Origin of the sequence: Pseudomonas sp. RL_15y_Pfl2_60 (genome assembly GCF_963970595.1) — a bacterium.
Classification (GTDB): Bacteria; Pseudomonadota; Gammaproteobacteria; order Pseudomonadales; family Pseudomonadaceae; genus Aquipseudomonas.
This window is the reverse complement of record NZ_CAXAOE010000002.1, coordinates 421,517-435,961: the sequence shown is the minus strand read 5'-3', so window position 1 is coordinate 435,961 and position 14,445 is coordinate 421,517. Positions and strand designations below refer to the sequence as shown.

At 54.2% G+C, this 14,445-nt stretch carries 13 protein-coding genes; 6 read left to right on the top strand and 7 right to left on the bottom strand.

The features are described from left to right. Nucleotides 1–12 precede the first annotated feature (12 nt). The 3 genes from AACY26_RS07185 to AACY26_RS07175 form a co-directional block, all read right to left on the bottom strand. The gene (locus AACY26_RS07185; protein ID WP_339512444.1) at nt 13–1,080 is read right to left on the bottom strand and encodes a phosphotransferase family protein; all 1,068 of its coding nucleotides are present in this window, start codon (nt 1,078–1,080) and stop codon (nt 13–15) included. 330 nt (nt 1,081–1,410) lie between these two features. Beyond that, nucleotides 1,411–1,722, bottom strand: a complete 312-nt coding sequence (locus AACY26_RS07180) for an SCP2 sterol-binding domain-containing protein (RefSeq protein WP_339512442.1) — start codon at nt 1,720–1,722, stop codon at nt 1,411–1,413. Nucleotides 1,723–1,777: 55 nt separating this feature from the next. After that, nucleotides 1,778–2,488 (bottom strand): histidine phosphatase family protein, encoded by a 711-nt coding sequence (locus AACY26_RS07175; RefSeq protein WP_339512440.1) that lies wholly within the window; start codon nt 2,486–2,488, stop codon nt 1,778–1,780. Nucleotides 2,489–2,853: 365 nt separating this feature from the next. Here AACY26_RS07175 and sohB point away from each other — a divergent pair, with 365 nt between their 5' ends. Both sohB and AACY26_RS07165 read left to right on the top strand, forming a co-directional pair. Continuing rightward, on the top strand, nt 2,854–3,873 hold the full coding sequence (sohB, locus tag AACY26_RS07170; protein ID WP_339512438.1) for a protease SohB: 1,020 nt from the start codon (nt 2,854–2,856) through the stop codon (nt 3,871–3,873). A gap of 68 nt (nt 3,874–3,941) precedes the next feature. Next, complete coding sequence (locus AACY26_RS07165; RefSeq protein WP_339512436.1) at nt 3,942–4,931, top strand: YhdH/YhfP family quinone oxidoreductase; 990 nt, start codon at nt 3,942–3,944, stop codon at nt 4,929–4,931. A gap of 58 nt (nt 4,932–4,989) precedes the next feature. Here AACY26_RS07165 and qhpR read toward each other — a convergent pair whose 3' ends face one another. After that, nucleotides 4,990–6,033, bottom strand: coding sequence for an AraC-like transcriptional regulator QhpR (gene qhpR, locus AACY26_RS07160; RefSeq protein WP_339512434.1), 1,044 nt, complete (start codon nt 6,031–6,033; stop codon nt 4,990–4,992). 382 nt (nt 6,034–6,415) lie between these two features. Here qhpR and AACY26_RS07155 point away from each other — a divergent pair, with 382 nt between their 5' ends. Next, nucleotides 6,416–8,719, top strand: coding sequence for a tetratricopeptide repeat protein (locus AACY26_RS07155; RefSeq protein WP_339512432.1), 2,304 nt, complete (start codon nt 6,416–6,418; stop codon nt 8,717–8,719). A gap of 67 nt (nt 8,720–8,786) precedes the next feature. Here the strand turns inward: AACY26_RS07155 and AACY26_RS07150 are convergent, their stop codons facing one another. Then, a complete protein-coding gene (locus AACY26_RS07150) occupies nt 8,787–9,215 on the bottom strand; it encodes a group II truncated hemoglobin (protein WP_339512430.1) in 429 nt (142 codons plus the stop codon). Nucleotides 9,216–9,301: 86 nt separating this feature from the next. Between AACY26_RS07150 and AACY26_RS07145 the strand changes: the two genes are divergently transcribed. Beyond that, nucleotides 9,302–9,484 carry a PLDc N-terminal domain-containing protein gene (locus AACY26_RS07145; protein ID WP_339512428.1) on the top strand — a complete coding sequence of 61 codons (183 nt, stop codon included), beginning with the start codon at nt 9,302–9,304 and terminating at the stop codon, nt 9,482–9,484. Here AACY26_RS07145 and AACY26_RS07140 read toward each other — a convergent pair. Together AACY26_RS07140 and AACY26_RS07135 are read right to left on the bottom strand one after the other, a co-directional pair. Then, the gene (locus tag AACY26_RS07140) at nt 9,479–9,976 is read right to left on the bottom strand and encodes a methylated-DNA--[protein]-cysteine S-methyltransferase (protein WP_339512426.1); all 498 of its coding nucleotides are present in this window, start codon (nt 9,974–9,976) and stop codon (nt 9,479–9,481) included. The two genes, AACY26_RS07145 and AACY26_RS07140, sit on opposite strands and share 6 nt — an antisense overlap. Nucleotides 9,977–9,978: 2 nt before the next feature. Beyond that, nucleotides 9,979–10,866 (bottom strand): DNA-3-methyladenine glycosylase family protein, encoded by an 888-nt coding sequence (locus AACY26_RS07135; protein ID WP_339512424.1) that lies wholly within the window; start codon nt 10,864–10,866, stop codon nt 9,979–9,981. Between the two features lie 232 nt (nt 10,867–11,098). Here AACY26_RS07135 and speE point away from each other — a divergent pair, with 232 nt between their 5' ends. Further along, on the top strand, nt 11,099–11,968 hold the full coding sequence (gene speE, locus AACY26_RS07130; protein WP_339512422.1) for a polyamine aminopropyltransferase: 870 nt from the start codon (nt 11,099–11,101) through the stop codon (nt 11,966–11,968). 329 nt (nt 11,969–12,297) lie between these two features. Beyond that, entirely contained in the window at nt 12,298–14,367 is a 2,070-nt protein-coding gene (locus AACY26_RS07125) for an LTA synthase family protein (RefSeq protein WP_339512419.1), read from the top strand. Nucleotides 14,368–14,445: the final 78 nt, after the last annotated feature.

Genomic DNA, 14,445 nt, shown 5'->3' with positions numbered 1-14,445 from the left:
GAAATGGGCAGCCTAAAGCTGTGATTTATTGATGACCTGCAGGCTCATTTGCTCCAGCAATTTGTTCATCTGGATAAACTGCGCAAAGCGTTTGTCCTGGGTCTGTCCGTGGTAGAAACGGTAGTAAATCTGCTGGACGATACCGGCCAGGCGGAACAAGCCGTAGGTGTAGTAGAAATCGATACTGGCGATTTTGATGCCGGCACGTTCGGCGTAGTAATCGGCGAACTCCTGGCGTGTGAGCATGCCCGGCGCATTGCTCGGTTGGCGCCGCATCAGTTGCATAGGCGCGGAATCATTCGCTTCGATCCAATAGGCCAGGGTGTTGCCCAGGTCCATCAGCGGGTCGCCAATGGTGGTCAGTTCCCAGTCGAGCACGCCGATGATTTGCATCGGGTTGTTCGGGTCGAGAATGACGTTATCGAAGCGGTAATCGTTGTGCACTATTGCTGGCTTGTGATGGTCGGTTGGCATTTTGTCGCGTAGCCATGCCTTGACCGGCTCCCAGAGTGGCGCATCAGGGGTCAGGGCTTTTTTGTAGCGGTCGGACCAGCCGCTGATCTGACGTTGCACGTAGCCTTCAGGCTTGCCCAGGTCACCGAGGCCGCAGGCCTTGTAGTCAACCTGGTGCAGTTCGACCATCTTGTCGATAAAACTCATGCACAGCTGGCGAGTTTTTTGCGCGTCAAGATTGAGTTCGGCAGGGATGTCCGAGCGCAGGATAATGCCGTTGACCCGCTCCATCACGTAGAACTCAGCGCCAATCAGGCTTTCATCGGTGCAGTGCACATAGGCTTTGGGGCAATAGGGGAAGCCGTCATTGAGCTGGTTGAGAATGCGGAACTCACGGCCCATATCGTGGGCCGACTTGGCCTTGTGTCCATATGGCGGGCGACGCAATACAAACTCTTTGTCTGGGTATTCGAGCAAATAGGTCAGGTTCGAAGCGCCGCCCGGAAACTGACTGATGCGGGGCGTGCCGGTCAGTCCAGGAATATGTGCCTTGAGGTAGCTGTCAATGGTCGCCGCGTCGAGTTCTTCGCCTTCTCGGATGCGGGTGGACTGATCAGTAAGCGCCATTTTTATCCCTTTTGCTTATGATTAGGGGCTTGGATTATTGACTAATCTAATGTCGGGCGTATGCGGCTACAAGCAATTCACATCGTTATAGATGGGAGTGTTTCTGCTAAATCAAGATGCCTGATCCTTGCCTGCGCCCTAAGGCTTTCAAGTGGGTTCATAGCTCAGGATAGGCAAGGTTGTCCGGACGCTCTCAGTGGGGCATGCAGATGAAAAAAACCGGAGCCAAAGCTCCGGTTTTACAGATATCTGCATAACAGGCTTGATGACAGCAACGGGCAGGGTGCTTGAGTAACACATCACCTGGCTCAGCCGGTCATCAAGCGGTTATTAAACTGGGAACAGCTCGCCCAGTTTCATTGCCAGCATCATGTCGCCTTCGGCGCGCAGCTTGCCAGCCATGAAGGCTTGCATGCCGTCGGTTTCGCCGCTGGTGATGCCCTTGAGGGTTTCGGTGTCCATGATCAGGGTCACGTTGGCTTCATCGCTATCGCCTTGGTGAACGGCGCAAGTCCCGTCTTTGACAACCAGGTAGTGGTTTTCGCCATCTTCGATGTTGAATTGGAAAACCAGGTCCAGGCCAGCTGCGGCACCGGCGTTGAACTTGGAATTCATGGATTGGACGATGTCTGCAACGCTCATGGTGTGTTCCTTTATTTTCAGGTTTTATTGCGCCTCTGGCGCATGGATTCAGAACTCAACGATAGGTGATGAGTTCTGGGGCCTTCTCCAGCGTTAAATGCACATTGCTGTTGAAGGAAGCCAGGCTCACTTGGTTGCCGCGAAAGCGCAGGCAACTGAATGAGGTATTAACGATTTGCCAGTTAAGCTCAAAGGCTTTATCCGGGCCAATTCCAGTGATCAGGTGGAGCAGGGCGGTAATGGTTCCGCCCGAGGTAAAGACTGCAATGTTCTCTTTGTCATGGGCACTTTCAAGCACGCGGTTGAGGCCTTGGCTCACTTGGTTGACGAAACTGGCCCAGCTTTGCAGTTCCGGGGTGTCGTACTTGCCGCTGATCCAGCGCCCGATCAAAAGGGCGAACAAACGTTGGAACTCGCTCCTGTGGTGCACCGCGTTACGTAACACCTCCAGTGCCTGGGGCTCTTCCGGCAGCATATCCGGCAGCAGCGTGCGGATAACGGCTTCGGCATCAAACTCATTAAACGCCGGGTCAATCTGCAGTTGCGGTGTTGCATGGCCCAGACTGCTTAGCGCGGCTAGCGCTGAGGTCGCGGTGTGGTGCTGGCGTTTCAAATTGCCGCTGAAGCAGCGATCAAGCCGTATGTCTTGGGCTGCCATGTGCGCCCCAACGATCTCGGCCTGACGGATTCCGATCGGTGACAGTACGTCGTAGTCATCCATGCCAAAGGAGGCTTGGCCGTGTCTAATCAGGTAAATTTTGCCCACGTGCGCTGGTATCCAGGTACGTTGAAGTTTGATGAGGGTATGAGCTTCACAGGGATACTGTCAACGAAAAAACATACGCTTGTTTGAATCTCTGTGTTGCATGGCTTTCCTCGCTATTAAGTTGCTGGATAATCGAGATATCCAGCAGCCATAGCCTTGTAATAGCTGATGCAGTGCACTGGGCCTAGTACTTGAGCCTTGCTGTATGAGTTGGCATTTATCGCTGTGATCCGGTTTAACCCTCCTTGCTAGGCGTTATCGGGGGAGATCGGTATGCTTAATCGATCTGCCACTAAGCTGTCTCTGACAACCTATTCGGAAGAGCGGTGTGCGCTGTAGTGTTGAACATATCTTGAGGGGATGACGTGGATTTTCTTGCTGATTACGCAGGTTTCTTGGCCAAAACAGTCACTTTGGTGGTGGCGATTCTAGTTGTGCTGGTGGCCATTGGTGCCGCGCGTAGCAAGGGGCGGCGTGCGCCGGGGCACCTGCAGATCAAAAAACTCAATGACTTCTACAAGCAACTGCGCCATGGCCTGGAAGAAGCGGTGTTGAGCAAAGATCAGCTCAAGCAACTGCATAAAGCCGAAAGCAAGGCTGCCAAGCTGGAGAAGAAATCGCCTTCGAGCAAGCCACGGGTGTTCGTGCTGGATTTCGATGGCGATATCAAAGCTTCGGCAACCGAGAACCTACGCCACGAAATTACCGCCTTGTTGAGTATTGCCACCGCTCAGGACGAGGTTGTAGTGCGCCTGGAAAGTGGCGGTGGCATGGTTCACAGCTACGGTTTGGCTTCCTCGCAGTTGGTGCGTATCCGGGACGCAGGCGTGCCCTTGACGATCTGCATCGACAAGGTCGCAGCCAGTGGTGGTTACATGATGGCGTGCATTGGCGAGAAGATCATTTCTGCGCCATTTGCAATTCTTGGCTCCATCGGTGTGGTCGCACAGCTGCCCAATGTGCACCGGCTGTTGAAAAAACATGAAATTGATTTTGAAGTGCTCACTGCTGGCGAATACAAGCGCACCCTGACAGTGTTTGGTGAAAATACCGACAAGGGCCGGGAGAAGTTCCAGGACGACCTAGAGACTACGCACGAGCTGTTCAAAGGGTTTGTTTCACGTTATCGACCGCAGCTTGATATTGATGCCATTGCCACTGGCGAGGTCTGGCTGGGCATGGCCGCCCAGGAGAAACGACTGGTCGACGAGTTGAAGACCAGCGACGAATATCTCGCCAACAGGGCTAAGCAGGCCGAACTCTTCCACCTGCATTTTTCGCAGAAGAAAAGCCTGCAAGAGCGTGTTGGTATTGGCGCCAGCATTGCCCTTGATAAGTTTGTATTGAACTGGCTAAGCCGTCTCACTCAGCAGCGCTTCTGGTAAATCTTGGCCCTTCGCCAGAGCTGTTGGCGCTTGATTGATAACCCATAGAAAGTTTTTGGAGAGTTGCGATGACTAGATTCAATGCGTTGATTGCGCGGGAGAAGGCTGATGGTCAATTTGAGCAAGTGGTTGTTCAGCGCGACATAGACGACTTGCCGGCCGGTGATCTGCTGATTCGCGTCAAGTACTCCTCCATTAACTTCAAGGATGCATTGTCAGCGAGCGGGAGCAAGGCGGTGACCAAGCATTTCCCGCACACCCCGGGCATTGATGCCGCCGGGGTCGTGGAGCATTCCAGCGTCAGTGATTTCAAGGCCGGAGATGAAGTGATCATCACCGGTTATGACCTGGGCATGAACACTTCAGGTGGGTTGGCCCAATATATTCGCATCCCTGCAACCTGGGCGATCAAGCGTCCGCAAGGCCTTAGCCTGCGCGAGGCTATGGTTCTGGGAACTGCTGGCCTGACGGCTGCGTTGTGCATCGATAAACTGCAATCGGCGGGCATCAACCCTGAGTCCGGGCCGATCTTGGTTACGGGCGCCACGGGCGGCGTGGGTACGGTTGCAGTGTCGCTGTTGACCAAGCTTGGCTATAGCGTGACTGCCTCTACTGGCAAGGCCTGGCAGAGTGACTTTCTTAAAGCGCTCGGGGCCAGCGAGGTGGTATTGCGCAGCGACTTACAGCAAGGCGCAGAGCGACCCATGCTTAAGGAGCAATGGGGCGGAGCCGTCGATACGGTTGGCGGTGCGATCCTGTGCAACGTGGTCAAGTCGCTACGCTATGGCGCGAGCGTGGCCGCCTGCGGCTTAACGGCGGGTGTCGACATGAATGGCACCGTGCTGCCGTTTATTCTGCGTGGGGTTAATTTGCTTGGTGTTGATTCGGTGGAACTGCCACTGACGGTAAAGGCCGCGGTCTGGAACAAACTGGCGAACGAGTGGAAACTCGATACTCTGGACAGCCTGGTGACAGAAATCAGCCTTGAGCAAGCGCCTGAAGCCTTGGCAAAGCTGCTTGAAGGTCAAATGGTTGGGCGCGTAGTGGTGGCCTTGTAGCCTAGGTCGAGTATTCGCATCGGCTGAGCTCGAAGTGCCTCTTGATGAGGGCTGAGCATTACTGACGTTTTGAGGTCACTCGAAGGCGTTTAATCGAGCGCTGGTTAGTGTTTTGGTTTTTCCATTGGCGTGGGCTCATGCCGGTCCAGCGTTGAAATGCGCGTGAAAACGCACTGAGTTCAGAGTAGCCCAGCAGTTCGGCAAGCTGGGTCAGGCTGGTCGATGAGTCACGCAGGTATCGCGTTGCCAAGGATTGTCGCGTTTGATCGAGCAAGTCTTGGAAGGAGGTTTCTTCCTCGGCTAAATAGCGCTGCAAGGTTCGGGTGCTGAGCATCATGTAGTCAGCAATTTGCTCGATTGTGACGCGACCATTGGGCAGGAAATTTCGCAGTAGTTGCTGCACGTAGCTGGGCAGTTCATTGATTTGCAGCTCATCAAGACTGTCCATGTGCTTTTGCAGCACCTTGTGCAACTCCTCATCGGCAGAGCTCAAGGGCGTCTCTAGCAACTTGGCATCAAATAGCCAGGCGTTGTAGGGGCTGTTGAACTGAGGTGTCACGTCCCAGGCCCGCCGGTAGCTGTTCAAGTTGGCGAGTGCTGCGTGTTGCAGCAGCACACCTTGCGGTCGCCAGCGCGAGCCAAGCAGGGTGCGCATCAGCTGAGCACCTACTGAAATGGCAAGCTCAGCGGCTTGGGGCAGGCCCCGCAAGTTTTGTTCTTCAGTGTGATAACACAGCAGTACATGGCTGCCTTGAACTTCGATGCGTACTTCGGCTGCGCCCATATGCAGATGGAAGTAATTGCCTAAATCGCGCAGAGCATCGCCAACATTGCGCGCATTACGGATTAAATAGATCAGTGGTCCAAATACACTGATGCCTTGGTGCAAGCCATAGTGCAGGCCAAACAGGGGGTCGTTACTTTTTTGCGCGCTAATGCTCAGCAAGTTGACGAATTTGCGGTATGAAATCATCGACTCTTGGCTATTCAAGATATCGCTTGGCAACTTGGCCTCAGCCAGAAGCTCGCTGGGGTTGAGTCCCTTGCTGAGGGCAAACTCGTGATAACCAGATAGCGTGGAGGCGCGTGCAAAGTCGGTCATACCTTGGCCATTTATTGTTTTATCTCGGAGTAAGGCAGAAGCTGTTATAGCCGTATTCTCTGGTGTTACTTGGGCCACCCACAGGGTGCATTGCAGAGCCGTTGAGTAACATAAAGCTGATACGCTGAGGCCTGAAACTCACGCCACCTATTGCGGCATCGCAAGGCCATTGCCAACCACTTTTGTGCGGCTTGGGATGGCGCTAATAGTCTTGTTATTGTCATTTAATGTCAAGTTTTAGGGTGTTTTACCGGTTGCAGAACTCGCCTCGTAAAATGTTGTTGGGTAAAGCTTGCAAACACAATGAACTGGCTATTCAATCGGCGGCAGGACGCACTGATGATTCAATGGGTTTGTTCCCCAGCATAATAAGGATTAGGTTTTGTTTTACTTTCGCACTTTGCTGATTAGCTTGCTGGTGGCTGCACTGGGAAACACCCCCTTGTTGGCAAATGAGTCACCCGTTCCGGCCATGGCTGAACATTCCGCAGGCTATGCAGCAGAAGGTGCTTGCGACGCTTGCCACACTCAGCAGGTCAAAGACTGGACAGGCTCTGACCATGATTGGGCAATGCGCAAGGCCACGGCAGACAGTGTCTTGGGTAATTTCAATAACGCGACCTTTAAAGATGGTGAAGTGCAGGCGCGATTCTTTAAGCGCGATAACAAGTACTTCGTCAATATCGAAGGTGAAGACGGCAAGCTCAAGGATTTCGAGATTGCCTACACCTTCGGTCACGATCCGTTGCAGCAGTATCTGATCGAACTCGATCGGGGGCGTTTGCAAAGCCTGACAATTGCTTGGGATGCCCGCACCAAGGCTGCGGGCGGCCAGCGTTGGTTCTCTTTGTATCCGGGACAGAAGTTCACCCCCAATGACGGACTGCATTGGACGGGCCGTTATCAAAACTGGAATGCGATGTGCGCAGATTGCCATTCAAGCAATCTGCAAAAAAATTACGACGACAAAACCGACTCGTTCGCCACCACCTGGCATGAGCAGAATGTCGGCTGTCAAAGCTGCCATGGCCCGGGACAAGCTCACGTCGATTGGGCAGAAAAGGCTAAAGCGCAAGCCTCGACAGAGCCAAGCTACAGCTCTGCGACTGATATCGGATTGCCGGTCGACTTCAAGAAGCTAGGCAGCCACGGCTTGGTCGAGCAATGTGCACGCTGCCACAGTCGTCGCCAGTCACTGGGCGTGGGTCCAGCCCCCGGGGAGCCGCTGCTGAACGCCATGCTGCCATCGACCTTGCGCCCTGATCTATATCATGCCGATGGCCAGATTGACGGCGAGGTCTACGTCTATGGCTCATTTACCCAAAGCAAAATGTATGCGGCAGGGGTGACCTGTACGGATTGTCACAACCCGCACAGCAACAAGGTCAAGATTGAAGGTAATGGTCTGTGCTTGCAGTGCCATACCGAAACCCCGCCTGAGCGCTTTCCAAGCCTACGGGCGAAAAACTACGACACCCCTGAGCACCATCATCACCCTGTTGGCTCAGAGGGCGCGCAGTGTGTTAACTGCCACATGCCGGACAAAACCTACATGGTGGTTGACCCACGGCGTGACCACAGCTTCCGGATTCCACGTCCAGATTTGGATGATGTTACCGGCAGCCCGGATGCCTGTACGGCATGCCATACCGATCAAAAGCCAAAATGGGCCGCTGATGCGATCAAGGGCTGGTTTGGTACGCCTGCATTGCCAACCCATTACGGTGAAGCGTTCCAGGCTGTGCGCCAGGGCCACCCAGATTCAATTAGCCAGTTGGCAGGTTTGATTGCCGACATGGGAAAACCTGAAATCGTGCGAGCAACGGCTGCAGATCAACTGGCGAATATGGGCGCGCCGGCTATCTCGGCGCTTGAAACAGCACTCAAGGATGAGAGCGCCTGGGTCCGTGCCAGTGCAGCTTCGGGTTTTGTCGGCATGACCCCGGTTGAGCGGGTCAAGCATCTGTTGCCGCTCATGGATGATCCGCATTTGGCGGTTAGAGATGAAGCAGTACGCGCCTTGGCCGGTATTCCATCGATTGCACTGCCCAAGGATCGCCGCGAAGACTTCCAGGCGGCACTGCAAGATTATGAAAAACGCTTGCGTGGAAATGCTGATTTACCAGGCAACCGGCTTAACCTTGCGGTGCTGATGGAGCGACAAGGGCGCGTGCTAGAGGCGCTAGATCAGTACCGTGAAGCCTTGAAGCTAGATCCATACTTCTCACCTGCCCGGGTGAATCTGGTGACGCTGGCCAATAACAATCTGCGTCAGGATGAGGCGATCAAGACATTACGTGAAGGCTTGGCACTGCCTGATATGCCTAAAGGCGATCACGGCAACCTGGCCTATATGTTCGCCTTGTTGCTGGTCGAGTCAGGTCAGCCGGAAGAGGGCTTGAAGTGGATGAGTACGGCAGCCGAGGAACTGCCTGAGAATCCGCGCATCCTGTACAACCAAGGGTTGCTCTACATGAAGCTCCAGCAACCGGAGCAAGCGGTGAAAGCATTGGAGGCGAGCAATGCGCAAAATCCGAATGATGCGGATGTGCTCTATGCATTGCTGTTTTTGAATGCGACCTCCGGCAATCGTGAAAAAGCTGCTGAATACTACAAGCGTATGCAGCAGGTTGCGCCGAATGATCCACGCTTGCAGCAACTGCAAAGGCAGGGCGGTCCGCGCTAGTTCAAGATTTGCAGGCTTGCCGAAATGGCAAGCCTGCAATGACTTGCGAGTGACTCTTTACGGGTGCTTATTGTTGCGCGGCCCGGCGGTTGGCACTGGCTTGAACCACCCGTTCAGCTGGAACCCTTAGCTGACGCAAGAGGTAATCAGCAAACTGTGCTGGGTAGTCTTGGCGCTCAATCGCCAGCTTCATGCAGTGCAGCCAGGCCTCACTGTGCGCTTGATCGATCGGCCACTTGGCGTGGAATGCCGGGATCGATATCGAACCGTATTTCTCGCTAAACAGCCGTGGGCCACCCAACCAGCCGCTGAGAAAGCATGCAAGCTTGTCGCGCGCCATATCCAGGCTGGCGGGGTGCATCGCCCTGACATTCCGCGCCAGTGGCTCATTGTCCATAAGTAGATAGAAGTCATCGACCAGTTTGCGTATGCCTTCAATTCCACCGGCTGCCTGATAGGAGGCATCAGCGTTGCCGTACTCGTATGCTGGGGTCATGACAATATCTCAACTGTGCTGTTGTGCAGCCTATGGCGAATTGCGGTCTATGCTCAGTTTGGTAACCCACATCAAGGAAATAGCACATGCTATCTAACATTGTCGCATTGATAATTCTGGCGCTGGATATCTGGGCGATTATCAATATCGTCAAAAGCAATGCAGAAACTGGCAAGAAAATATTATGGGTGATCTTGGTGCTGTTATTGCCAGTAATCGGCTTGATTATCTGGGCAATCATGGGGCCGCGGGGGAACGTCAAGCTATAAAGATAACAACGTCTGCTCGGGGAATGAGGCGCCTTCCAGCGCAAGCAACTGCGCCTTGCGTTGCAGGCCTCCGGCGTAGCCAGTGAGGCTGCCGTCGCGACCTATGACGCGGTGGCAGGGAATGATCACCGAAATCGGGTTTGCACCATTAGCCGTACCGACTGCGCGCACGGCTTTTGGGTTGCCAATCTGTTCGGCCAGTCGGCTGTAATAGCTGGTTTGGCCGTAAGGGATGTCTTGCAGGGCTTTCCACACACGTTGCTGGAAAACAGTTCCTTGCGGCGCCAGGCGCAGATCGAAGCGTTGGCGGCGCCCGGCGAAGTATTCATCGAGCTGGAGGCAGGCGTCGTCGAACTGCTTGTCTGCAAGCTGCCAGCCTTCACCTATGCTCCACGGATGACGCTCTACATCCATTAACAGTTGTTGCAGGCCACTGGCGTCGCCACTGAGAAATAAGCGGCCGATTGCACTGTCGTGATAACGATAAAACACACTTACACCTCGGAGTAGTTTTGCCACAAGTGTGCAGCCGCGTAGGCACGCCATGGGCGCCAGGCTTCTGCGTGAGCATGTAACTGCTTAGCACTGATACCTTGCTCACCCCAGACCGGTGCTTTAAGCAGGCCCAGATCGCTGGCTGGAAAAGCATCAGGTTCGCCAAATGCGCGCAATGCAATGTATTCAGCAGTCCAGGGGCCAATGCCGGGGAGGGCGCAGAGCTTTTCGACCAGGGCGAGGTAACCCTGCTGCATATTCAATTGCAGTTCACCACTGGCGATTTGGCCGGCAAAATATTGCAGCGTTTGCACACGTTTGCCGGGCATGCCGATACCATCAAGATCCGCCTCGGCGATGGCCTGCGGCAACGGGAACAGGCGCTCAATACCTGCTGGATTGGTGCCGGTTAATGGTTCACCCAAGCGGCTGACTAAGCGCCCGGTGACGGTGACCGCGGCCTTGACGGTGACCTGCTGGCCAACAATTGCGCGTACCGCCTGTTCGAATGGGTCGAACGCAGTGGGCAAGCGCAGGCCAGGATTGCGTTTGACCAGCTCAGCCACATAGGGGTCAGCACTGAAGTGTTGGGAAATCGCCAGCGGGTCGGCATCAAGATCAAACATGCGCCGAACGCGCGGAATGAGTTGTTCAATCGCGCCGAGTGCTGACTCACTGACGCTGAGTTTGAGCGCGTTCTGTTCAGCCAACGGCTCAATACTGAACCAGCCTGCCTGTTCACCTAGCTGGAAACTGCGTGTGTAGCAGTTATCACTCAGGCTCTCGACGCCGAGTAGCTTGCGTAAAGCAAAATGTGCATGAAATTGTTGCCAGTGCCAGGGAGCGCTGTAAGGCAGTAAAACAGGTGATTGGCTGGAGGTTTTCATGGCTCGACAATAACGCTGTGAAGCTGTTTTGTCAGTCCTTATGGGTAATACAGGTTCGACCTGTCATATGGCGCAACGTAGAATAGCCGCCTTGATTTATCTGGCCGTCAGTATGGCCGCTAATCGCCCGGGTTTATTTGTCTGCGGCGAGACTTAGTTTTGACGCTTTTTTCTCGGCATTCGTAATTGTTGCGGGTGTCAGTCATGTTTTGAGTTTGCTAGGAGCACGCCCATGAGCGATTACCAAGAAACGCTGTATCCAGGCTACGGCCAGCGCTTTGCAATGGATAAGCTATTGCACGAAGTGCGTACCGAGCATCAGCATTTGGTGATTTTTGAAAATGCGCGCATGGGGCGGGTGATGGCACTTGACGGGGTGATTCAAACCACTGAAGCCGATGAGTTTATCTACCATGAAATGCTCACCCACGTGCCGATTCTTGCCCATGGTTTGGCTAAGCGTGTGCTGATTATCGGCGGCGGTGACGGTGGAATGCTGCGTGAAGTGTGCAAGCACGACACGGTGGAGCACATCACCATGGTTGAAATTGACGGCACAGTGGTCGATATGTGCAAAGAGTTCTTGCCCAATCATTCCAGCGGTGCGTATGACGACCCGCGGCTAAATCTGGTCATTGATGATGGCATGCGCTTTGTTGCCACCACTGAAGAAAAATTCGATGTAATCATCTCTGACTCAACCGACCCGATCGGGCCGGGCGAAGTGCTGTTTTCTGAAAATTTCTATCAGGCCTGCCGGCGCTGCTTGAACGATGGCGGCATTCTGGTTACGCAAAACGGTACGCCGTTTATGCAGCTGTCGGAAGTGCAAACCACGGCGGGGCGCATGAATGGCTTGTTCAGCGATTGGCATTTCTACATGGCAGCAGTGCCAACCTACATTGGTGGCAGCATGACGTTTGCCTGGGGCAGCACTGACCCGGCGCACCGAAAAGTTTCGTTGGAGACCTTGTGCGCGCGTTTTACCGGCAGTGGCATTGTTACCCGCTACTATAATCCGGCGATTCACATTGGCGCCTTTGCCTTGCCACAGTATGTGTTGCAGGCGATCAACAAGCCCAGCAATGACTGTATTGAATAACCCCAACATAATCTAAGGGCCTGCCAAGGCCCTTTTTTGTGCATGGACGCCAAGCGTGAAACAAATTGTGCCAGCGCTGCACTTATAAATGCTGGGAAAAACACGGAATTTTCACACTTTCAGTCCGTGGCTTGATTTATTCTCATCACCGGCCAGAGGCGCTGGGCAGGACGTCGCAGCGCATCCGGCCAGCGTCAGTGTTTACCCAGGTTGAATCTACTCACAGGTTTTGTGCCCTGCTTGGGCAGGTACATCTGTTGCCGCCAGTCAGCATAAATCCAAGGTGCTGACGTCAGCTATCAATGTTTGCTTAACGGATTTGGAACTACATGACTACCAAGGTTAACAAGACGGCCGGGTCACCTGCTGCGGCAGATTTCATTCCGACCATTAGAAGCCACCTGGGCTTTACTGCACTTAGCGCCGTGGCGCTATTGGTGATCTATGCGTTACTGCGCGTGGCGCTGCTGGTCTACAACCGCGAATTGATTGACGATGCACCGGTCTCCAGTTTCATCGAGGCCTTTTACAACGGCTTGCGTTTCGATCTGCGCTTGGTTGTATACGCCTGTGCGCCATTGCTGTTGTCACTGTTCAGCGTTAAAGCCATGGCCGCCCGTGGTTATCACCGCATCTGGTTGACCTTCTTCGCCAGCGTGACCTTGTTCCTTGGGATCACCGAACTGGATTTCTACCGGGAGTTTCACCAGCGCTTGAACAGCCTGGTTTTCCAGTACTTCCAGGAAGACACCAAGACCGTCATGAGCATGATCTGGAACGGGTTCCCAGTGGCGCGTTATTTGATCGCCTGGGCAGTGGCGACCTGGTTGCTGGCCAAGCTGTTCAAGGCATTGGACTTGCTCAGCCGGCCGAAATCAGCGACCCGCGCACCAGCTTGGTATCTTCGTGGCTCGGTGTTTGTTGTCTGCTTGCTGATTGCGGTAGTCGCCGCTCGCGGTCATTTGCGCCAAGGCCCGCCGTTGCGTTGGGGCGACGCCTATACCACTGAATCGATGTTCGCTAACCAACTGGGCCTCAATGGCACGTTGACCCTGACGTCGGCGGCAATGGCCAGCTTCTCTTCGCATCGCGACAACGCATGGAAATCAACCATGCCGGATGAGCAGGCGTTGGCGGTCGTGCGCAAAATGCTGCTGACCCCACATGACAAGCTGGTCGATGCCGATACCGCTGCAATCCGCCGTGACTTTACCCCGCCAGCGGAGAACACCCTGCCAGTCAAGAATGTGGTGGTAATCCTTTTGGAAAGCTTTGCCGGCCACTTTGTGGGCGCGCTTGGTGCGCCGGGCAACATCACTCCCTACTTTGATAAGTTGGCTGAGGAGGGCGTGCTGTTTGATCGCTTCTTCTCCAACGGGACTCATACCCATCAGGGCATGTTTGCGACCATGGCCTGTTTCCCTAACCTGCCAAGTTTTGAATACCTGATGCGCACACCAGAAGGCGCGCACCAGTTTTCAGGGCTGCCGCAGTTGCTCAGTGCCCGCGGCTATGATGACCTCTATGTCTACAATGGCAATTTCCAGTGGGACAATCAGTCGGGTTTCTTCAGCAACCAGGGCATGACCAACTTCATCGGTCGTGAAGACTTTGTTGATCCGGTGTACATGGACCCGACCTGGGGTGTGTCTGACCAGGACATGTTTGACCGTGGCGCAGCTGAGTTGGACCAGCGGTTTTCCGGCAAAGACAAGCCGTTCTATGCCTTGCTGCAAAGCCTGTCCAATCACACACCTTATGCCTTGCCTGAAGACTTGCCGGTTGAGCCTGTCACCGGTCACGGCTCTGCCGACCAACACCTGACCGCCATGCGTTATTCCGACTGGGCATTAGGTCAGTTCTTCGAAAAGGCGAAGAAGTCCAAATACTACAAAGACACCTTGTTTGTAGTCGTTGGCGACCATGGGTTTGGTAGTGATGTGCAACTCACCGAAATGGACCTGTTCCGCTTCAATGTACCGTTACTCCTGATTGCCCCCGGTATCCAAGAGAAGTTTGGCAAGGTCAATCACAATGTAGGCACTCAGGTTGATGTTGTGCCGACCATCATGGGCCGTCTCGGTGGTGAGGTGCGGCACCAATGCTGGGGCCGCGACCTGTTGAACTTGCCAGAGGGCGATCAAGGCGTGGGTGTAATCAAGCCGTCGGGTGGTGAGCAGACGGTTGCAATAGTCACCCCTCAACGGATCCTGATTCAGCCCAAGGGCTTTGAGCCTCGGCTCTATGAATATCAATTGGGGGCCAAGCCGAGTGCGACCCGCCTGCACACGGATATCGACCCAGCGCTGCAGCAGGATCTTGAAGCTTTTATCCAGACAGCGACCAAGAGCCTGCTCGATAACAGTGCCGGGGTAAAAGACAGCCTCAATCAGAAGTAAGCTACATTTGCCTGATCCGAAAGCCGCACATTGAATGTGCGGTTTTTTTTTGCCTGGCTACTGCAAGATTTGGATAAA